This is a genomic window from Pedobacter cryoconitis, from assembly GCF_003259615.1.
Classification (GTDB): Bacteria; Bacteroidota; Bacteroidia; order Sphingobacteriales; family Sphingobacteriaceae; genus Pedobacter; species Pedobacter cryoconitis.
Genome location: NZ_QLLR01000001.1, coordinates 103,075 through 124,210, shown reverse-complemented (window position 1 = coordinate 124,210; position 21,136 = coordinate 103,075). Strand labels below are relative to the sequence as shown.

Below are 21,136 nucleotides of genomic sequence, written 5' to 3'. Positions count from 1 at the left end.
TGATCTTTGGCCCTATACCTACCTGTAATAGTTGCTAATACTCCCGGGAAACCGGGTTTTAATAAAAAAGGCTGATCATTTTAATTAATGATTCAGCCTTTTTGTTGTCAATTATATTTTTTATTGAACTCCTTTAGCATTTTGCATCGGGTTACCGCCAATAGATTGTCCGCGGGTAGCAATAGACTTTTGTTTGAATAACTGGAATTTTGAAGTCTCTGCTTTTCCTCCCCAGGTATTATTACTTTCATCAATGTCGGCTGTTTCCCGCATAGGATCTAATTTTATAGCCGTTACTTCCTGATCCTGTACATAGAATTTAGAAGCCTTTAATTCATTATGTCTCCAAATCTGCGCAGGGATTCTGTCTATTTTTTTACTGCCATCAGCAAAAGTAAATTCAACGATAATCGGCATAATCAAACCACCCTTATTGCTGAAAGATAACTCGTAAAAGAATTTGCCGGCATATTTTGCCTGATCTTCGGAAGACAAATTTTCCACCAGTTCAGGTATTTCCTGTCTATGCTCTTTGTTACTGTATTTCTCAATTCCACGGTCATATCTCCAGTAGAAATCCTGCGTTGACTTATCCCGGTCAGTATAAAAACTGATATTCTTATCTTCCCTGTTTCTCACTTTAGAAATATCTTCAAAAGCATTCACCAGTGGAGGATCAAGCTTAACCATGTTTACCCTTGAAACCGGAACTTTAGAATTTACATCCGCTTTTGCGAACTTTACAGCATCCAGCGAAATGTCGCAAGGGTCTGTCGTATAAAACCAGCCTCTCCAGAACCAGTCCAGATCTTCACCACTCGCATCTTCCATTGTTCTGAATAAATCGGCTGGTGTAGGATGTTTAAAAGCCCATCTTCTGGCATATTCTTTAAAAGCATAATCAAACAGCTCTCTGCCCATGATCGTCTCTCTCAGGATATTTAAAGCCGTAGAAGGTTTAGAATAAGCATTAGGGCCAAAACGCTCTATGTTTTCAGAATTGGTCATGATAGGTTCCAGCTGATCCTTAGGTAATTTCATGTAGTCAATTATCGTGTAAGCAGGGCCTTTTTTTACCGGGAACTTATTGTCCCAAAGCTCTTCTGTCAAATATTCCAGGAATGAATTTAAACCTTCGTCCATCCAGGTCCACTGCCGCTCATCACTATTGACAATCATCGGGAAGAAATTATGACCAACTTCATGGATAATCACACCAATCATTCCATTTTTCGTGCTCTCACTATAAGTACCGTCTTTTTCTGTACGGCCATAATTGAAACAGATCATTGGATATTCCATTCCATTGGAAGCCTCAATACTTTGTGCAACAGGGTATGGGTAAGGGAAGGTAAAATGTGAATACGTTTTAACTGTATGCGCAATAGCTTTGGTAGAATAAGGTCTGTATAAATTATACGCCTCTTTACCATAAAAGCTCATACACATCACCGATTTATCATCGACTTTTTGTGCCATGGCATCCCAGATAAATTTCCGGGAAGAGGTCCACGCGAAGTCCCGGACGTTGTTTGCCTGAAAAACCCAGGTTTTAGTTGCATTACTTTTGGAAACCTCTGCTTTTTTAGCTTCATCAAGCGTAACGATTTCTACAGGTTCAGCAGCTGTTTTCGCTTTAGTATACCTGGCCAGTTCTGCCGGAGAAAGCACCGCGCTATAATTGATACATTCACCTGTTCCGCCAATCACATGATCTGCAGGAACAGTCATTTGCACTTTGAAATTACCGAAGGTCAAAGCAAATTCACCTCTGCCGGTAAACTGGTGGTTCTGCCAGCCCTGGAAATCACTGTAAACACATAATCTTGGATACCATTGCGCCATGGTGAACAGGTAATTGCCATCTTCAGGGAAGAATTCATAACCACCACGGCCACCCACAGCAATCCGGTCTGTAATTTTATATTTCCAGGTCACGTTAAAGATAAACTGCTGACCTGATTTTAAAGGGGCAGGTATTTCTACCCGCATCATAGTTTTGTTGATGGTATATTTCAAAGCTTTTCCTGAAACATCAGTGATTTTCTGAATGGCAACCCCGTTTCCATTGTCGGGCTGGTCCATTGCAGCTTTATCTATTTCATGGGTTGTGGCAGCTGCAGGAATTGTTGTACTGGTCTGGTAACCCGCATTCCTGATATTACTGTGTTCATTTTCATCCAGCTGTAGCCAAATATAAGTCAGTACATCTGGAGAGTTGTTGAAATAAGTTACTTTTTCCGAACCTGTAAGTTCGAGTTTCTTTTCATCCAGTGTACATTTAATATCGTAATCTGCGCGCTGCTGCCAGTATTTTACACCAGGTGCGCCACTTGCGGTCCGCTGCTCATTCGGCGTAGAAAGCATAGTGCCCAGTTGTTCAAATTTATTTCCATGATTACTACCCGGATTATATTGAATGTTTTGTGCATAACAGACCTGCAGGCCGGAGCACAGCAGCAGGGTAGCGGTTAATAGTTTAGTCATTTGGCTTTTATAGTAGGAAGTCTAAATTTAAACCGTTTTTTTGTAAAGCAAAAATTATATTAGCACCATGTTATCTTTCCTTCACCATTCTCTATTAATTTGTTACGTATTTACCGGTTTGTTTAAACCATTGGCACCTGCCGAAGCCGGGAATGCTCTTAAACATCCTTTACACCTAAGCTCTACAGAATTAAATTATAACCTGAAAGAGAGTACCATGGAGGTGAGCTGCCGGATATTTACTGATGATTTTGAGGATATTCTGAGTAAAAAATATAAAATTAAAGCAGATTTGTCTCTGGAAGCTAAGCATAAAGAAATGGACTTGCTGGTGAGTAAATACATTATTTCTCATTTGCAATTGGCAGCAAATGGAAAGGTATTACCCCTAAACTATATCGGCTTTGAGAAAGATAATGAAGCAGTGGTGGTTTATCTGGAATCGGCAAAAGTTAAGAATATTGTTAAACTGGAAACCACCAGTACCGTGTTATATGATCTTTTCGATGATCAGACGAATATCTTTCATTTAACCTCTAAAGGCAACAGACACAGTTTTAAACTGACTTTTCCTGATAAAAAGGTTGCCTCATCATTATAGAATCCTTAAAGTTATACCCCCTTTACTAAGCGTCTTTAACAGCCACTATAGGAAGTAGAACGGGTCTGAGTATTTACTTAAGTAGAAGTCATCATGATTTTAAAACTTCGTTTAATCCTCAATTCCGGCCCTTTTCAGAGTTGTGACAATACGCTGATATAGATTTTTAAAACTAGTTATACATTTGTCTAACACTGTTAGATTATTTACACAGTAGCAAGATTACCATGGGTAGTAAAGAAAGAATTCAAAGGGTCAAGGAAGAAACAAGAGCTAACATACTTGATGCTGCCTTAGAAATCGTCAAAGAAGACGGTTGGCAGGCCTTAAGTATGCGCAAAATCGCAGATAAAATTGAATACACTGCGCCGATTATTTATGAATATTTTGCCAATAAAGAAGGCATTCTGCTGGAACTAACGCGAAAAGGAAATTTATTCCTGCTGATCGATCTGAAGAACGCAAAAGCAAAACACAATGATCCGAAAGAACAACTGGCAGCCATGTGGATTGCTTACTGGGATTTCGCATTTGAACACACCCATTTATATCAGGTTATGTTTGGGGTAGACATGATGTGTTGTGAGCAGCAAAAGGCGTTACCAGAGGCAGAAGCTTCCCGTAAACTCATTACAGATACCATTGTTGAAATAATGAATGCTGAAAGTATCTGTGAAGATAGGGTTTGTAGAAAGTATTATACTTTCTGGTCTGTCATCCACGGATTAATTTCTATTAACCTGGTTAGAAGAGGCACTAACGATGAAATGAATCAGCATATTCTAAAAGATGCAATTCACGGAATTATACAAACAATCAACGATTAAATTTTTTTTTATGGAATACTTAACACTGTTAGATTATCTATATGTAATTAGCTCACCGCTAAGGAGGAAATCTGTCCGGACTATTTCGTTTTTTTTGCCTCATAACTTAACAGTGTTAAATAACCTATTTACGTTAAAAAAGCATTACCCTAATATTAATAAATAATACATTTTACCTATATCTCACACAACAAGTTAAACAACAGATTAACGTTATGAAAATTTCAATTTTACTTCTCGCCGCATTATTTATTGGCTGTTCCAGCGATAAAGTTCAGGTAGCTGCTCCTGTAATACAATCCCTTCCGGTTATTGCTTTACACAATAGTTCAGAAACCACTTTTACCGAATATCCAGCTTCCATTCAGGGGGCCGTTGATTTGGAAATACGCCCACAGGTATCGGGTTCATTAGATAAGATCTATGTGAACGAAGGCGCTCTTGTCCAAAAAGGACAACCACTTTTTAAAATTAATGAACTTCCATTCAAGGAAGCAGTAAACAACGCTAAAGCTTTATTACATGCAGCACAGGCAGCAGTAACCAATGCACAGCTTGAAGTAGATAAACTTACCCCTTTGGTCGCAAACAAAGTTGTATCTGATTTCCAGCTTAAAAGTGCTAAAGCTACCCTTCAATCTGCCCAGGCCAGCGTAGAGCAGGCAAGAGCAGGTGTAGCTACAGCAAATATCAACCTGGGTTATACTTTGATTAAAGCACCAGTAACAGGTTATGTAGGCAGATTGCCAAGAAAACAAGGAAGTTTAGTAGGTACTACTGATGCAGTTCCGCTTACTCAGCTTTCAGATGCGCACGAAGTTCACGTTTACTTCTCTCTAGGAGAAGACGACTTTATCAATTTCAATGCAACTTACCCTGGTAAAACAATCGCAGACAGGCTTAAAAAATTACCTGGTGTTGCTTTAGTTTTAGCAGACCGTACTGTTTACGCACAAGAAGGTAAAATAGACATGGTGGACGGCCAGTTTGATAAACAAACAGGTTCGATTGCCTTGAGAGCTACTTTTCCAAACACTCAGGGACTGTTAAGATCGGGCAATACTGGTAAATTAAGACTGAGCATCAGTCACCCGGATGCGATTCTTGTTCCACAATCATCTACCATAGAAGTTCAGGACAAAATGTTCGTGTACACTGTTGATGCTGGAAATAAAGTGAGCAAAACTCCAATTACAATCCTTGGAACTACAGGTATCAATTACCTGGTTAAAGAAGGCGTAAAAGCAGGAGACAAAATTGTTTTTGATGGTATTGATAAATTAAAAGAAGGCGAAGTTATCAAACCTGAAAAACTAAAAGAAGAACCTATTAAAACTGCATTAAGATAATTTAACATATCATGTTTAAGAAATTTATAGACAGACCTGTCTTAGCCACTGTTATTTCCATATTATTGGTGATTCTGGGGGTATTGGGACTTACTAAATTGCCTTTACAGCAATTTCCAGATATTGCGCCTCCTGCTGTACAGGTAACTGCGCTTTATCCCGGTGCAAATGCCGAAACTGTATTACGCTCTGTAGCACCTTCGTTGGAAGAATCAATCAACGGGGTAGAGAATATGAGCTACATGAGCTCAACAGCGAGTAATGATGGTTCACTGGTCATCTCAGTTTACTTTAAACTGGGTACAGATCCGGATCAGGCGGCGGTAAACGTACAAAATCGTGTTTCACAAGCTACAAGTCAGCTGCCGGCAGAAGTTGTGCAGGCTGGGGTAACGACTGCGAAACAACAAAACAGCTTAATCATGGTGGTAGATTTACACACCGATAATGAGAAAAGCTATGATCAGACGTTTTTAGCCAATTATGCGCAGATCAACTTAATTCCTGAATTAAAAAGGATTCAAGGGGTAGGCCAGGCGAACATATTTGGAGGAAGCAGAGATTATTCGATGCGTGTATGGTTAAACCCTGCGCAAATGGCAACTTATAACTTAACGCCAAATGAAGTAATGGCGGTTATTAAAGATAAAAACTTAGAAGCTGCTCCGGGTAAATTCGGAGAGAGCAGTAAGAATGCTTTTGAATATGTACTGAAATATAAAGGTAAATTAACCAAACCAGAAGAATATCAGAACATGATTATCCGTTCTAATGCTGATGGTTCATTTTTACGTCTGAAAGATGTAGCAAGAGTAGAGTTAGGTTCTTATACGTATTCGAATTTAACCCGTGTAAATGGTAAAGCTGGTCTGAACATTGCAATTCAGCAGTTAAGTGGATCAAATGCGAATGAGATTCAGATTGCGATCACTAAATTCATGAAAAAAGCCGAAAAGGAATTTCCTAAAGGCGTAGCTTATGATGTGGTTTACAGTACTAAAACTTCTCTGGATCAGTCTATTGATCAGGTAATTCATACTTTGATCGAGGCCTTTATCCTGGTATTTATTGTTGTATTTATCTTCTTACAGGATTTCCGTTCTACCTTAATTCCAGCGATTGCTGTTCCGGTAGCGATTTTAGGTACCTTCTTTTTCATGAAGCTTTTTGGCTTCTCGATTAACTTGTTAACCTTATTTGCACTGGTACTGGCCATTGGTATTGTGGTCGATGATGCGATTGTGGTCGTCGAGGCAGTCCATGCGAAAATGGAGCATAAGAAAATGGGGCCAAAACCGGCAACAGCTGCGGCGATGCACGAGATTACAGGAGCGATTATTTCGATTACCCTGGTAATGAGTGCGGTGTTCTTACCTGTTGGTTTCATGGAAGGTTCAACCGGTGTGTTCTACAGACAGTTTGCTTTTACACTGGCTATTGCGATTGTAATTTCGGCTGTGAACGCGTTAACATTGAGTCCTGCTTTATGTGCGCTGTTTCTGAAACAGACTCACGCTGAAGGTCATGATGCTGCAGTTCCAACTAGTTTTAAACAACGTTTCTTTAAAGGTTTCAATACTAGTTTTGATTCTTTGACCAACAGATATGTAGGCAGCCTGAAATTCCTGATCCGTACTAAATGGGTAGGTTTAGCCGGTTTGTTAATCGTTATCCTTGCTACGGTATGGATGGTGAAAAGAACGCCTACAGGATTTATTCCTTCAGAAGATCAGGGCTTCATCGCGGTTTCGATGTCATTGCCAGCTGGTGCTTCGCTGGAAAGAAGTACACAGGTATTGAAAGAAACAGAGGTTTTATTAAGACCGTTAGCTTTCACCAAATTGTTTAACGTACTGGGTGGTTTTAACTTGCTTACACAGTCAAACAGTCCATCTGCTGGTGCGATGTTCGTGTTATTGAAACCGACTGCAGAACGTGGAGAAGTGAAAGACATCAATGCGATCATGAACATAATCAGAGGTAAACTGGCAGGTGTTAAAGGCGCGAATTTCTTCGTGTTTACTTTCCCTACAGTTCCTGGTTTCAGTAATGTTGATGGTCTGGATATGGTATTACAGGATAAAACAGGGGGTAACATTGGTAAATTCAGTGGGGTAGCCTATAACTTTATCGGTGAGCTGATGAAACGTCCGGAGATTGCAGTAGCGTTTACGACTTTCAGAGCTGATTATCCGCAATTGGAACTTCAGCTGGATGAGGCTAAGGCTGAACAGTTAGGGGTATCTGTGAGGGACGTGTTAACGACAATGCAGGCTTATTTTGGGAGTGCGCAGGCTTCAGATTTTAACAGGTTTGGAAAGTACTACAGGGTAATGGTACAGGCAGATGTTGCCGACCGTGCTGATCCTTCGTCAATGGATAATGTATTCGTGAAAAACAGAGCGGGTGAAAATGTGCCGATCAATACTTTAGTGAAATTGCAAAGGGTTTATGGCCCGGAAACAGTGTCCCGTTATAACTTGTTTAACTCGATTGGTATTAACGCGATGGCTAAACCAGGTTATAGTTCTGGTGATGCGATCAGAGCGGTAGAAGAAGTGGCTGCACAGCAATTACCTTCAGGTTTCTCTTATGAATTTACTGGTTTGACTAAGGAAGAGATTACTTCTGGTGGTCAGTCTGTGATCATTTTTGGATTGTGTTTAGTGTTTGTGTATTTCCTTTTATCAGCTCAATATGAAAGTTACATCCTGCCATTAGCTGTTATTTTATCGATTCCTACTGGTATATTCGGTGTGTTTGTTGCAATCGGTTTAACCGGAATTGAAAATAACATCTATGTGCAGGTGGCACTGGTCATGCTGATCGGACTGCTGGCAAAGAATGCGATTCTGATTGTGGAGTTCGCGGTTCAGCGAAGAAGAGCGGGGAATACTTTGGTTTCTTCAGCTTTAGAGGCTGCAAAGTTAAGGCTTCGACCGATTATCATGACTTCCCTTGCCTTTGTGGTTGGGTTGATCCCGATGATGCGTGCAACTGGTCCTTCTGCTTTAGGTAACCACTCTATTAGTATTGGTGCTGCTGGTGGGATGATTACAGGGGTTATCCTTGGATTGTTCATCATTCCTGTCTTGTTCGTGATCTTCCAGTTTTTACAGGAAAAAGTTTCGGGCAAACCTCAGGATACAGTTGTAGAAGAACATGAAGAATCTATTAATATTAATGAATATGAAACCGTATAAAAGTATATATACTGCTCTTTTACTTGTACTCGTGCTGGGTGCTTGTAAAGTATCTAAAGATATTCCCTTACCAGTGAATGCTGCTCCTGAAAAATTCAGGGGTAGTGTTTCAACGGACACGGCGAGTATTGCAGCACTGCCTTATAAAGATTTTTTTAAGGAACAGACGATCAGAAATTTGATTGATACTGCGATTATCAATAATTACGATATGCAGATTGCACTGAAAAATATGGAAGCTGCGGCTTTGTTATTCAGTCAGTCGAAATTGGGTAATATACCTGAGTTGAATCTTAAAGTAGGGGCAAATACAAGCCGTCCTTCTGACAATAGTTTGAATGGCTTACAGATTGGCCAGTTTTCTCAGTCTAAACATATTGAGGATTATAGTGTAACTGGTGGTTTAAGCTGGGAGGCAGACATCTGGCGTAAAATTGCGAATCAGAGAAATGCAGCGGGTGCGGCTTTTATGCAGTCTGCTGAGGTTAAAAAGGCTGTTCAAACCAGGTTAGTATCAAATATTGCACAGAGTTTTTATAGATTGATCATGTTGGATACCCAACTGGAAATTGCCAAGAAAAACTTGTCTTTAAATGATAGTACGTTAAATATTATCAGGTTACAGTTTGATGCCGGGCAGGTGACTTCTCTGGCAATTCAACAAGCTGAAGCGCAACAATTGGTTGCTGCTGGCCTGGTTCCTCAACTGGAGCAAAGAATCGCTTTGGAGGAGAATGCTTTGAGTATTTTGACGGGTGCTTTCCCTAAAACTATTGCAAGGATCGGAACTTTAAATTCAATCAGTGTTCAGGATCAGGTGGGTACTGGCATTCCTTCCCGCATGTTAAGTTTAAGACCTGATGTGAAAAGTGCGGAGCTGGAGTTAGTGAAAGCGAATGCAAAGGTTGGAATTGCGAAAGCAGGTTTATATCCTTCGCTTGTGATTACTGCAAATGGTGGTTTGAATTCGTTTAAGGCGAGTAACTGGTTTAATATTCCAGGTTCATTGTTTGGTGTGGTTGCTGGTGGGATTACACAACCGATTTTTCAGCGTAAACAGTTGAGAACTCAGTATGAGGTTGCTTTGGTTGATCGGGAAAAGTCAGTGATCCAGTTCAGGTCTTCGGTTTTGACTGCGGTTGGTGAGGTTTCTGATGAATTGGTTAAGATTGAGAAGTTGAAACAACAGTATGCGATTGCTGATAAACGGGTCAGGACTGTGCAGAGTGGTTTGAGTAATGCGAATATGTTGTTTAAGAGCGGCATGGCGAATTATTTGGAAGTGATTAATGCACAGAGTAATGCGTTGCAGAGTGAGTTGGATTTAGCGACTGTAAAGACTGCGCAGTTGAATGCGGTGGTTGAGTTGTACAGGGCTTTAGGTGGGGGGTGGAAGTAGAGAGTTCTAAAAAAACAAGGCACTAATGTTCGGCGACATTGCCTTCGCCGAAGAGGCTCGGAACGCATGCCTCACATTTAGTGCCTTGTTTTTTTTCGAATCCACATTTGAGTTGGGGTTGTTAAGTTGGATAGCCTGTTTGGGTTGTTAAGTTGGATAGCCTGTTTGGGTTGTTAAGTTGGACAGCCTGTTTGGGTTGTTAAGTTGGATAGCCTGTTTGGGTTATTAAGTTGGATAGCCTGTTTGGGTTGTTAAGTTGGACAGCCTGTTTGGGTTGCTAAGTTGGATAAATCTATAAATTGTAGAAGAATTTTAAAAAGGGATACGTTTTTTAGCGTATCCCTTTTTGTTTTAATAGCTTTTTCAGGACATATTTTGATGGTATTATGTATGTTTAATTGATAATGAGCAGGTTGAAGCCGCGAAAATTGATTATGGAACAGTTGTTGATCAGCGACATAGAAAACATCTTCTATGGAAAATACAAATACTCCCCCGCAAAAAAAGTCAAGAGGTAAATTCTGGACTATATTAATACTGTTAGTTGTTTTATTTTTGGCCGGCTTTGGTTATTATAGATATTTCTTTGTTTTTGGTGAAGGAGTGAAAGCTGGTCAGCTGAATTACTTCGTGAAAAAGGGATATATGTTCAAGACAAATGAAGGACGTATTATTCAGACCGGAATACGTTCTCAGGCCCCGGGAAATATAGCTTCTAATGAGTTTATGTTCTCGGTAACAGATCCGAAAGTTGCTGAACAACTGAATAAAAATGCAGGTTCTAATATTGAAGTGCATTATAAAGAATATATCAGTCCATTGCCCTGGAGAGGGGTAAGTGTATTTGTAGTAGATAGTTTGATTTCTGCTGCACCGGGTAATGGAGTGAATACACAAAACTAATGGAACATGCTTTGCCTAAATTAAACAATTGTCTGGGCAATTGTTTAATTTAGCAGGCAATGAGAATTCTTCATACGGCCGACTGGCACCTTGGAAAAAGACTGGAACAGAGTGAACGTACAGCGGAGCATCAGGCTTTTCTGGACTGGCTGATACAGACTTTACAGACCGAAAAAATAGATGTTTTAATCATTGCTGGTGATGTTTTTGACACTGGTAGCCCCTCTAATACGGCTTTTGAGCAGTATTATGGTTTTTTGAGACGGGTTAAGGATACAAGCTGCAGAGAAGTCATCATTATCGGGGGCAATCACGACTCTATCAGTACCCTTAATGCCCCATCTACACTGCTTAAGTACTTTAATGTACATATTATTGGCGGTGTCCCTGAAGAATTTACAGATCAGATTATTGAAATACACAGCCCTTCGGGTGAACTGGAATTGGTGGTTTGCGCCGTCCCTTTTCTGCGTGACCGCGATATTAGACTTTCTGTTTCGGGCGAAACTGCTGAGGAAAGAGAAACCAGGATCAAACAGGGAATTTGTGACCATTACCACCGTTTTACGGAATATATCGGGGAATATAAGGCTCAGCATATTCCTGTAATTGCGACAGGGCATCTTTTTGCTGCGGGATCGAGTACTTCGGACAGTGAAAAAGAGATCCATGTGGGTAATCTGGGGCAGGTTGGAGGAGATCAGTTCCCGGTAGAGTTTGATTATGTCGCGTTGGGGCATATCCATCGCCCGCAAGTCATCAATCAAATGAACCATATCCGGTATTCGGGCTCGCCGATCCCATTGAGCTTTTCTGAAACTGATGATAGGAAACAGGTTATTGTTCTTGAATTTCAAGGGGGAGAGTTAGTGAGCCTGGCAGAGGTTGAAGTGCCTGGTTACCGAAAGCTAATCAGGATAAAAGGGGATTTTGAGAAGGTGAAGACTAAATTGGTTTTACTGGAAGATCCCGGGACATTGTACCCGGCATGGGTAGAGGTTCAGGTGGAAACAGAGACTTTCATTTTTGATCTGGAAGAACAGTTGAATACGCTGATCGTCAATAAGCCTTTCATAGAGCGGTTATTTCCCCGTCAGCTCAGAACAAGAGCGGTTCAGAATCTGGACGAACAAACACATGAGGCTATGGCATTGACGGATCTTGACCCGCAGACGGTGTTTTTAAAGCGCTGTGAGGCAGAGTATCCGGAAGAGGATCATGCGGAGTTGCTGTTTACTTTTAAAGAGGTTTTGGAATATATGGCGCAAAAGGAGGATCAGGGATGAAAATTATAAGTATCAAATTTTTAAATCTTAATTCCCTGAAAGGGCAGCATGAGATTCGTTTTGATCAGCCTCCTTTTACGGAGAGCGGGATCTTTGCGATTACCGGGCCTACGGGGGCGGGAAAAACAACAATACTGGATGCGATTACAGTCGCTTTGTATGGAAGGGTACACCGCCATACCAAAGATGTATTTGAGATTATGACCCGGCATACGGGGGAGTCTTTTGCGGAAGTAGAATTTGAAGTCAAGGATAAATTATATAGGGCCAAATGGTCCATCAGGCGCAGCCGCGGTAAGGCGGAAGGTGCTTTGCAAACGCAAAAGATGGAACTGGCTGAAGCAGTTAGCGGTACCATTATTATCGAGCATCCTTTGCAGGAGGTGAGGGATGAGATCGTCAGGTTATGCGGGTTGGATTATAACCAGTTTTTACGTTCTGTGATTTTATCGCAGGGTGATTTTACACGCTTTCTGAAAGCGGATGAGAATGAAAGAAGTGAGTTGCTGGAAAGGATCACTGATACAGGTATTTATTCGCAGATTTCTATGGATGCTTACGAAAAAGCAAAAGAGGAACGGGCGAAGCTGGATCAGTTAAGGGGGCAGCTGGATCATGTGGTTCTACTGGCTGCTGAAGAAAGGACCATTTATCAGGATAGTTTGATTGAACTTTCTACGCAGGAAAGTGAGCTGAAGGTGCAGGAAGCTCTATTGAAGGCTAAAATTGACTGGCTGAATACGCTTGGGAAACTGGAAGCCCGTAAAGTGGAATTATTGCAAAGTTTAGCTGCGGATGAGCTTTTCTACGCTTCGCATGAAAATCGGTTCTTTCGGCTTCAAAAGCATTTATCGGCATTGGTTCATCGTCCTGCATTAGCAGAATTAGCAACTATAGAGAGTCAGCAGCTTAAAATCAAGAATGATTTACAGCAGGCTGAAGCAGAGCATCCGGATTTGCTTAAGGAAGAAGCCGTAATGAAAACTGCTTTGGAGCAGGCCAAACAGAAAATTGAATTCACCGAGCAGACGATCACGGAATCAGAACCGGTTTTTGAAACTGTGGTTAAGAAAGATTTGTTAATTGAGGGGACTAAGCATGAACTGGATAAAACAAGGAAATCTTTTGAGGTTGCTCATTTAAGCCTCCAATCCATCACTGCTGCCCGTTTGGGGATGGAGCAGCAGCTGAAGGCTTTGCAACAGCGGATTAATATACTTTCAGAATGGCTGAAGGACAATGCTAAAGAACGTGAGCTGGATAAGCAGGTAATTGTATTTGACCAGATGGTACAGCAGCTGAAGAGTTTAGAAGCGAGTACAGCTGTGAAGCACAAACAATGGCTGGAATATACAGGGCAGGCAGAAAAAGGAAAACTGATTGTGGTAGAGGCGGAGAAAAGCAGTAGTTTACTGGAATTGAAATTAGTTGAGTTTCAAACGGCAATTGCGCAGTTTACGCAGCATCTACAGCATACTTTGGCAGGGAAATCTGTGGAAGAACTGGAAGCAGATTTTAGTTTTTTACCGGTGCTGATCCAGACTTCCGAACAGCAATTGCGCTTGTCTGGTCAATACCATAAACTTTTGGCAGAGCAAACTGCCTTGACTGCTGCTTTAGAAACTTACCAAAAACAAAAGGTTTCTGTAGCGCAGGCTGTGACTGCCTTGGAATCAGAGCATACAGCGGGCACAACCCAACTGGACTATTTGCAGCAAATTTATGAGCTGGAAGTGAAAGTGCAGAAATATGATGCAGATCGTTTACAATTGGAGCCGGAACAACCTTGTCCGCTTTGCGGCTCGGTACATCACCCATTTGTAGAAGGAAAATATACCAGTAAGTTAACGGAATCGGCAGCCAGGCGTAATCAACAGCTGGAGCAGGTTAATTTGCTGAAAAAGACCTGGAATCAGCAGCTCATGGAGCTGAATACACTGGATCACCAGGTGCAGACCAGTGAGAAATCTTTGTTGGTTTTACAGGAAGCTATCACACAAAGTCTTTTAGAGTTTAAGACAAATAATGAGAAGTTACCTAAGCCTTTAGAACTTGCTAAACCTGGAATTATTGAGGCTGTGATTAACAGAAAAAGGCTGCAGCAGCAAACTTTGGGGGTTCAATTGAAAGCGGTAAAAGATACGCAGCTGCAAATTAATGCAGTGGAGTTACAGGTTACTGCGCAAAAGGAAGTTTTATCGCAACAGCGGAATAAGATTGAGCAAACGGGGTTAACGATTAGTTTTGCTGAAAAACAACTGGATTTAATTGCACGGGAACTTGATGCTGCTGAGCAGGAAATTAAGGGGGTCGTTGTTAAAGCTGCCGGGTTGATAAAGCCGTTCGGTATTCTTTTTGAGGCAGAGCATGCAGAAAATATTATTTCGGAAATGAAGGAAAGGTTTGAGCGTTATCAAACCTCCGAAAGAGAATTGAATCAACTGCAGCCTGATCTTCGGCAGCTGGAAACTGAACTCAAAAGTAGCCTTGTGGTATGGAATGAGAAAAAGGATCAGATTGAGCTGCTGACGGGACAATTAAAGGAGCAAGAAAAGGTTTTACAGCAAATGCAGGAAGACCGTATTGAACTCTTTGGTTCAAAAGATCCTGTACAGGAGAGAATACAACTGGCGAATGCCTTAAAGAAATATAGGACAGAAGCTGAGAATTTTCAGCGCGTATTACAAGAGAAGCAGGCAAAGGTGCGGATTATTGAAGACCGGAAAGCTACACTGCATGTTTCTTATTTATCAACCAAAGAGTTGTTTAATACCCATTTGGAAAAATTAATGGGTAAGCTAACTTTAGATGGATTACAGAGTTTAACAGAGCTGAAGCAATTGTATTTGCCTGAGGAGGAGGCAAAGGCTGCTGATGAATTGCAGAAAGAAGCTGCACAAAAAATTGCATCGGGCAAAAGTCTTTTACAGGCCGCTGATAAGGATCTGGAAACTGAAAGACAAAAAGCATTAACGGAAGAAACCACGGAGGCCATTAGTCCTCAGCTGGAAGAATATAGTCAGCAATTGAGAATTTTGGTAGAGCAGATGGTCAGGTTAAGGCATCAGCTCGCTGAAGATGATTTGCTGAAATTGAAGCATAGTGAAGTTGCCGGGCAGATTGCTGAGCAGCAAAAGCAGTCGGACCGTTTCCAGAAGCTTGCTGCTTTGATTGGATCTGCTGATGGTAAAAAGTTCAGCCGCTTTGCGCAAGGACTTACTTTAGCACGATTAACTGAATTGGCGAACCGCCATTTACTGCGGTTAAGTGATCGCTACAGCATTCTGAAAAGCCCGGAAAAGGATCTGGATTTACAGATTATTGATGGGTATCAGGCAGATGTAATCAGACCGATGTCTACACTTTCAGGAGGTGAGAGCTTCCTGGTCAGTCTTTCGCTGGCTTTAGGGCTGTCAGATCTGGCAAGTCGTAAAGTGCAAATCAATTCGCTGTTTATTGACGAAGGATTTGGTACGCTGGATGCAGAAACGCTTGATGTTGCAATCACAGCATTAGAGAACTTACAGGCGAATGGTAAGAGTATAGGTATTATTTCGCATGTGGAGACTTTAAAGGAACGGATAGGTACACAGATACAATTGAGCAGGCAGCCGGGAGGATCAAGCAAAATAGCATTGTTTAGCTATGGAGAACTGATAGAGGTTAACGTATAGTTTGTATATATTCCTGTTCTGGAGTTTGTGCATACGCTGGTTGTGTTCTTTTTAAAGCCTTAAAAGATTTAAAAGGTTTGGCTTGCTGAATCAGGTAATAGCTAAGCAAGGCAAAAATGCACCCTGTAATACCGCCAGCAATCACATCCTGTAAAAAATGCTGGCCCAGGTAAATCCTGGAATAGCCAACCAGCACTGCAGTGAGCAGGCAGAGCAAACTGATTTTCTTCTTTTTCAGGCAAAGCACAAGAACTGTTGCCATGGCGAAAGCAGAAGCCGTATGACCAGAAGGAAAAGATCCTGAACGCAAAGGCTCTATTCCATCTACAAAGTGGTCATAGTGAAAGGAAATCTGGTCAAAATAAAGAGAGGGCCTGGGTTGGAAGATGATTCTTTTTAAAAGCTGAACGATCAGACCTGAAGTTAAATAAGCCACAAACAGGATGAGCGCAGCTTTCTTCTTTTTGAATAAGAATAACAGCACAATAGCGGCCATACAGATCATTCCATCACCCATCAGGGTATAATAAGAGAAAAAATGATCAAGCCAGGCTGGATGATATAAATTCAGACTGGTAAAACTATCTAATTTAGAAGTGCATATGCAAAAGCTGATCCCGGTGATAAAGAGCAGAACCAGGAAAAAGAAAAATAAAGGAAAGTGTTTGATCGTTTTGAGCATGGGTTGATTAATCCGGATTGCCCAAAGGTAGGATGACAATGTAATGACAGTATTAAGGCATGATGATCAATAGAATTATTGAGCATCATGCCATTGGTTAAATCTTCGACTAAAAAGTTAGTTATATACGTGCAATTGCACTGCTGTCTTGCATCGGTACAATAATATTTGCCGCAAGATGTGCGTCGAGATATTTTGAGAAGTAGGCCTGATGCGTTCCGTTAATGAAAATAACAGTCTTCCCTTCAATAGTATTGATCACTTTGTCAGATAGTTCTGCGGGTACTGCCGGGCAACCCTGGCTGCGTCCAAGTCTTCCTAACTCGTTAATTGTTCCCTGACTAACATAGGGCGCACCATGAACCACAATTGAACGGCTCCTGGCATTTGAATTGTAACCTTCATCCATACCATCCAGACGCAGTGAACGCCCGTGTTTACCTTTGTAAACTTCACCAGTCACGTAAAATCCAAGGCTGCTTTCATAAGAATCCCTGGCATCAGAAAAACGGGTGGCTAAATCATCACCACTACGCTGACCATGTGCTACCCAGGTATTTAAAAGCAGGGAGTCTTTGGAAAGATCGATAATCCAGAGCCGCTTTTTTGTGCTGTTCTGATCGAAATCTGCAATAGTTAAAATGGATTTTTCACTGCAAACCTTCCCGACATTTTTAAGATTGTAAAATCCTGTCAATGCTTTTTCAAAAACCTGGTGACTAAGACCTGTTTGTTCCAGATGGGCTGCATAATAAATTTTGTTTACATGCAAATTGTAAAGGGAGTCTTGGGTAACAACTTTGTCCGGTAAATTCCGGTTTGAACAAGGTATCCAGCTAATTAGAATGGTCAGGGCAAGGATGCTAAATGTTATTCCTGCTCCGCCTAAAAGGTATTTTCTCATAGAATGGGGTTTAAGTGCTATGTTTGATACGATTAATTAGGTAGTTTTTTTCTTCAGATGCTAATGGTTTTGAGGAGGTTTTTTTAGTTTTAGTTGAACAAAGGTACTGAAATCTAAATGGTTAGTGCAAAAATGTGGTATAATTACGTGATGATGACTTATATAAATATATAAAAATAGTCTCATAAATACGATTTATGTATTTTTACAGCCCGGTTAAATTATCTTTTTTATGCCGCAGCTTTTTATGTCAAGATCTCACAATACCTGCCTCCTGTTCCTCACTTTTGTTTTGTTTTTTAGTGGTTTAAATTTAGCCTCAGCCCAGGAAAAATGGACTTTATCTGTTAATAAAGAAGGCATCCAGGTTTATACCCGTCCAATTGAAAATTCTAAAATCAAAGCGATTAAAGTAGTCAGTACTATCCCTGCTGCTTCTTCACAATTGCTGGCTGCTATTTTGGATATACAAACCTGTGGCGAATGGGTATACCATAGCAAAGAAAATGTGCTGATCAAACAAGTTTCACCGCTCGATCTGGTTTATTATTCGCTGGTCGATGTTCCCTGGCCAGCAGAAGACCGCGATTATGTAGTGCATATACAGGCCGAGCAGGACCCTCAGACTAAAGTGATCACAGTAAATTCTCCATGTATTCCAGGTTATGTACAGGAAAAGAAAAATATTGTCAGAATCAGCCATTCAGTTGGAAAATGGACGATTACCCCGGTGAGTAAAAATCAAGTCAGAGCGGAGTATGTACTTGAAGTTGATCCTATGGGAAATATACCAGCGTGGCTGATCAATCTTTTTGCGACCAAAGGACCACTGGAAACGTTTAGAAACCTGAAAGCACATGTGCAAAAGGATACGTATAAAAAGGCACACTTTAAGCTGATTAGTGATTAAAGAAAATATATTATCGCTTACGTAAAACATTAAATCGTATTTGGAGTTATAGTTATAAACAGAAAACTACAGATATAATGAGAATCGAAAGTGAAATTGTAAGTGCAATCCAATCCAGAGACTTTGAAAAAGCGAAATCCTTACTCCAGGGCGGAGAGAAAATCTCTAAAGAAGTAATCAGTCAACCCAATTTCACTCTTCCATTCAGTCAGGTCATCAAAGCCAAAGAATTTGAAATCATTGACCTTTGGGTAGCTGATAAAACTATCGAAACAGATATTTATGAATACGACTCTTTCAGGAATACAATTTTTGAAACTATAACCAGAGAACTTCCGGCAGATGAGGAATCAATTACCTGGTTATCAGGTTTTCTTGGAAAAATGGATAATCTGAATGACGAGATAGGGGACGTAACTTTACTGAGTTATGCACTGGAAAATGGTGCGGATGTAAAGGTCATTCAATGCCTGATTGATGCGGGCTGCGATGTGAATTATACAAATAATGCAGAGCAAAGCCTGCTTTATGAGGTCGTTAATAAAAGAATGATGGCTCCTGAGAAAGCGATCGCTTATATGGAGGTTTTAATTGATGCCGGTTTAGATGTTAACAAGGCTAATGTAGTCAGAGAAACGCCGCTTATGGTGGCTATTAACAATAATAAGGTTGATTATCTGGATTTGCTTTTAGAAAATGGGGCAGATGCAAATGTGCAGGATGAAAAAGGGAAAACGGCTTTTACACGTGCGGTAATAGACCAGTCCAGTGAAAAAATTTATGATAAACTTGCAGCTTATACTACGCCCGATTTTGACCAGGTAGATGAGAGTGGAAACACGCTGTTATCTTCTTATTTAAGCCGCCTGAGTAATAATTCTTATATCAGTTTTTTGCCGAAGCTTTTAGAAGCAGGCGCAGATATTAATCAGAAAGCACCACATTATGATCAGCAGAAATCTGGTCTCGACTGGTTGGCTGAGAAATCCTTCGAAACTTTGGAAATAGCACTGGAAACAGGAAAAATAGAGGTGAATGAACCGGATGATCTGGGCGAAACGATCCTGCATAAGGTATGCGGATATAATAGCGTATTAGACGAACAAAAGGCAAAGGATATTTATAAAAAGGTAAAATTACTGATCGGGGCAGGGGCAGATGTGAATTTGGTCAACAGTAACGAAGAAACGCCTTTGATGCTGGCATCCAATAACAACATCAAAATAAAAACAGTACAATTATTAATGTCCAATTCAGCAAAATAATTAACGTATCAAATGTCAATGTCATTCCTGATTGCCTGCGAAAACGGCAATAGAAAAATAGCGGAGTTATTACTTTCTTCCGATGAAACGGATGTTAAATATACAGATGAAAAAGGCCGTACGGCTTTGCATTATGCAGCCCACAGAGGTTATCTGGATATTGTGAAAATACTGGCCGATAAAGGAGCCAATATTGATTATGAAGATCATAATGGAGAAACACCACTTTATTTTGCGCTGGTTCAGAAACAAAAGCAAACCGCAATGTTTCTGATTGAGAAAGAAGCTAAGATTAATATCAATGATAACCAGGGCAATAGTTTCTCTCATATTACAGCCATGACCGCACAGATTGATGTGCTTAAAAAACTGTTAGATCTTGGATTGGAAGCTGATTTAGAAAATAATGATGCGGAAACTCCTTTATTGATTGCTGCGGGCTGCAGTAACAGAGAGATTGTAAAAACACTTTTGGAACATGGCGCAGCTATTCATAAAACGAATAACCTGGGGGATAATGTGTTACTGATTGCCGCCAAAGCTAAAAATAGCCAGATGGCAGAACTATTAATTGATAATGGTGCTGAGGTCAATCATATCAATGATGCGGGTGAGAGCGCTTTATTAGTAGCTTGTTATGATAATAATCAGCTGATTGTGAAATTACTGGTTAAAAGAGGGGCTGATATTTTTATTTCTTCAAAAACCGGAATGTCTCCAATCTGGTATGCGGTTGCACACAATCAGAAGGAAACTGTCAAATTATTTATTGAAAACGGGTTGGATTCCAATTATGCCAGACCATTTAACAAAGCAGATGGGGCCATGGATTCTTACCTGGATTGGGTGGAAAGTGCAGTGGAAACCGCGCTTGACAGTAACTTTAATCTGAATAATGAGGTTTGCAGCGGAGAGAGTTTATTACAATTGGCTGTAAAGTGCGGTGCACTGAGTATGGTGAAATTGCTGGTAGAGAAAGACGCTACTGTAAATTATCAGGATGAATCAGGTAATACTGCTTTACATTATGCGGCTTCGAATGGCAAGAAAGATATTGCTAAATTCCTGCTGGAGAATGGCGCTGATGTTACAGTTGTCAATGTAAAAGAGCAAAAAGCAATCGACTATTCTAATATAAAGGGATATAATGAGATTACAGAGCTGATTATGAAATTCAGTGCTTCTGGAACTGTGATAACTCCTGTAATCAAAGCTGATGCACCTGTGGCCGCTCCTGTGAATGATCTGGCTGCTAAAAAGCTGGCTTTACTGGATTTGAAAGAATTACTCGATGCGGGGATACTTACGCAAGAGGAATTTGACACGGAAAAGAGTAAAATTTTAAAAGGATAAAGCAAAAAACAGGCTGGTTTCTATTCAGGAAATCAGCCTTTTCATTGGATTCAGATGGACGAATTTAGTATCAGGTTTTTACACCACACGGTTACCGTTACTTCAGCAAATAACGGACAGTATATTGTTTCTTATGATGAAACTGTAAATGGTGTTGTGGTTCCACTAGTACTTGGCGTGATCTATCCCAAAGAGGATATTGAGCTCGGCACCAAATGGATTACTGATGATGATTTGTCTGATGAATTAGTCCAGCTATTAGGGGAAATGATTCGGGACAGGGGAATGTAAGA

Annotated in this window: 15 protein-coding genes; 12 read left to right on the top strand and 3 right to left on the bottom strand. The window is 40.7% G+C overall.

What is annotated here, in order from left to right:
• Positions 1 to 120: 120 nt before the first annotated feature.
• Positions 121 to 2,487 carry a M1 family metallopeptidase gene (locus LY11_RS00520; RefSeq protein WP_111631787.1) on the bottom strand — a complete coding sequence of 789 codons (2,367 nt, stop codon included), beginning with the start codon at positions 2,485 to 2,487 and terminating at the stop codon, positions 121 to 123.
• Positions 2,488 to 2,617: 130 nt separating this feature from the next.
• On the opposite strand from LY11_RS00520, the gene LY11_RS00515 reads away from it, so the two are divergent.
• The 8 genes from LY11_RS00515 (at position 2,618) to LY11_RS00480 (ending at position 15,729) form a co-directional block, all read left to right on the top strand.
• Positions 2,618 to 3,088 (top strand): DUF6702 family protein, encoded by a 471-nt coding sequence (locus LY11_RS00515; RefSeq protein WP_146610774.1) that lies wholly within the window; start codon positions 2,618 to 2,620, stop codon positions 3,086 to 3,088.
• Positions 3,089 to 3,315: 227 nt separating this feature from the next.
• The gene (locus LY11_RS00510) at positions 3,316 to 3,915 is read left to right on the top strand and encodes a TetR/AcrR family transcriptional regulator (protein WP_111631785.1); all 600 of its coding nucleotides are present in this window, start codon (positions 3,316 to 3,318) and stop codon (positions 3,913 to 3,915) included.
• A 215-nt stretch (positions 3,916 to 4,130) separates the two neighbouring features.
• On the top strand, positions 4,131 to 5,264 hold the full coding sequence (locus LY11_RS00505) for an efflux RND transporter periplasmic adaptor subunit (protein ID WP_111631784.1): 1,134 nt from the start codon (positions 4,131 to 4,133) through the stop codon (positions 5,262 to 5,264).
• An 11-nt stretch (positions 5,265 to 5,275) separates the two neighbouring features.
• A complete protein-coding gene (locus tag LY11_RS00500) occupies positions 5,276 to 8,467 on the top strand; it encodes an efflux RND transporter permease subunit (protein WP_111631783.1) in 3,192 nt (1,063 codons plus the stop codon).
• On the top strand, positions 8,454 to 9,866 hold the full coding sequence (locus tag LY11_RS00495) for a TolC family protein (protein ID WP_111632221.1): 1,413 nt from the start codon (positions 8,454 to 8,456) through the stop codon (positions 9,864 to 9,866). The genes LY11_RS00500 and LY11_RS00495 overlap by 14 nt, the downstream gene beginning before the upstream one ends.
• Positions 9,867 to 10,340: 474 nt before the next feature.
• Positions 10,341 to 10,769, top strand: a complete 429-nt coding sequence (locus LY11_RS00490) for a hypothetical protein (protein WP_111631782.1) — start codon at positions 10,341 to 10,343, stop codon at positions 10,767 to 10,769.
• Positions 10,770 to 10,828: 59 nt separating this feature from the next.
• Entirely contained in the window at positions 10,829 to 12,055 is a 1,227-nt protein-coding gene (locus LY11_RS00485; RefSeq protein ID WP_111631781.1) for an exonuclease SbcCD subunit D C-terminal domain-containing protein, read from the top strand.
• Complete coding sequence (locus LY11_RS00480) at positions 12,052 to 15,729, top strand: AAA family ATPase (RefSeq protein WP_111631780.1); 3,678 nt, start codon at positions 12,052 to 12,054, stop codon at positions 15,727 to 15,729. Before LY11_RS00485 ends, LY11_RS00480 begins: the two co-directional genes overlap by 4 nt.
• Here the strand turns inward: LY11_RS00480 and LY11_RS00475 are convergent.
• Both LY11_RS00475 and LY11_RS00470 read right to left on the bottom strand, forming a co-directional pair.
• On the bottom strand, positions 15,719 to 16,411 hold the full coding sequence (locus tag LY11_RS00475; protein ID WP_111631779.1) for a phosphatase PAP2 family protein: 693 nt from the start codon (positions 16,409 to 16,411) through the stop codon (positions 15,719 to 15,721). The two genes, LY11_RS00480 and LY11_RS00475, sit on opposite strands and share 11 nt — an antisense overlap.
• Before the next feature lie 121 nt (positions 16,412 to 16,532).
• Positions 16,533 to 17,315 carry a murein L,D-transpeptidase catalytic domain family protein gene (locus LY11_RS00470; RefSeq protein ID WP_111631778.1) on the bottom strand — a complete coding sequence of 261 codons (783 nt, stop codon included), beginning with the start codon at positions 17,313 to 17,315 and terminating at the stop codon, positions 16,533 to 16,535.
• 247 nt (positions 17,316 to 17,562) lie between these two features.
• On the opposite strand from LY11_RS00470, the gene LY11_RS00465 reads away from it, so the two are divergent.
• The 4 genes from LY11_RS00465 (at position 17,563) to LY11_RS00450 (ending at position 21,134) form a co-directional block, all read left to right on the top strand.
• Entirely contained in the window at positions 17,563 to 18,225 is a 663-nt protein-coding gene (locus LY11_RS00465) for an START domain-containing protein (RefSeq protein WP_111632220.1), read from the top strand.
• A 77-nt stretch (positions 18,226 to 18,302) separates the two neighbouring features.
• The gene (locus tag LY11_RS00460) at positions 18,303 to 19,490 is read left to right on the top strand and encodes an ankyrin repeat domain-containing protein (RefSeq protein WP_111631777.1); all 1,188 of its coding nucleotides are present in this window, start codon (positions 18,303 to 18,305) and stop codon (positions 19,488 to 19,490) included.
• A 12-nt stretch (positions 19,491 to 19,502) separates the two neighbouring features.
• Positions 19,503 to 20,843 carry an ankyrin repeat domain-containing protein gene (locus tag LY11_RS00455; RefSeq protein ID WP_111631776.1) on the top strand — a complete coding sequence of 447 codons (1,341 nt, stop codon included), beginning with the start codon at positions 19,503 to 19,505 and terminating at the stop codon, positions 20,841 to 20,843.
• A gap of 54 nt (positions 20,844 to 20,897) precedes the next feature.
• Positions 20,898 to 21,134, top strand: coding sequence for a hypothetical protein (locus LY11_RS00450; protein ID WP_111631775.1), 237 nt, complete (start codon positions 20,898 to 20,900; stop codon positions 21,132 to 21,134).
• Positions 21,135 to 21,136 lie beyond the last annotated feature (2 nt).

Bases quoted from the DNA above. Each gene is read 5' to 3' on its own strand.
- LY11_RS00520 (WP_111631787.1), bottom strand. From the start codon at position 2,487: ATGACTAAACTATTAACCGCTACCCTGCTGCTGTGCTCCGGCCTGCAG.
- LY11_RS00510 (WP_111631785.1), top strand. From the start codon at position 3,316: ATGGGTAGTAAAGAAAGAATTCAAAGGGTCAAGGAAGAAACAAGAGCT.
- LY11_RS00505 (WP_111631784.1), top strand. From the start codon at position 4,131: ATGAAAATTTCAATTTTACTTCTCGCCGCATTATTTATTGGCTGTTCC.
- LY11_RS00500 (WP_111631783.1), top strand. From the start codon at position 5,276: ATGTTTAAGAAATTTATAGACAGACCTGTCTTAGCCACTGTTATTTCC.
- LY11_RS00495 (WP_111632221.1), top strand. From the start codon at position 8,454: ATGAAACCGTATAAAAGTATATATACTGCTCTTTTACTTGTACTCGTG.
- LY11_RS00490 (WP_111631782.1), top strand. From the start codon at position 10,341: ATGGAAAATACAAATACTCCCCCGCAAAAAAAGTCAAGAGGTAAATTC.
- LY11_RS00485 (WP_111631781.1), top strand. From the start codon at position 10,829: ATGAGAATTCTTCATACGGCCGACTGGCACCTTGGAAAAAGACTGGAA.
- LY11_RS00480 (WP_111631780.1), top strand. From the start codon at position 12,052: ATGAAAATTATAAGTATCAAATTTTTAAATCTTAATTCCCTGAAAGGG.
- LY11_RS00475 (WP_111631779.1), bottom strand. From the start codon at position 16,411: ATGCTCAAAACGATCAAACACTTTCCTTTATTTTTCTTTTTCCTGGTT.
- LY11_RS00470 (WP_111631778.1), bottom strand. From the start codon at position 17,315: ATGAGAAAATACCTTTTAGGCGGAGCAGGAATAACATTTAGCATCCTT.
- LY11_RS00465 (WP_111632220.1), top strand. From the start codon at position 17,563: ATGTCAAGATCTCACAATACCTGCCTCCTGTTCCTCACTTTTGTTTTG.
- LY11_RS00460 (WP_111631777.1), top strand. From the start codon at position 18,303: ATGAGAATCGAAAGTGAAATTGTAAGTGCAATCCAATCCAGAGACTTT.
- LY11_RS00455 (WP_111631776.1), top strand. From the start codon at position 19,503: ATGTCAATGTCATTCCTGATTGCCTGCGAAAACGGCAATAGAAAAATA.
- LY11_RS00450 (WP_111631775.1), top strand. From the start codon at position 20,898: ATGGACGAATTTAGTATCAGGTTTTTACACCACACGGTTACCGTTACT.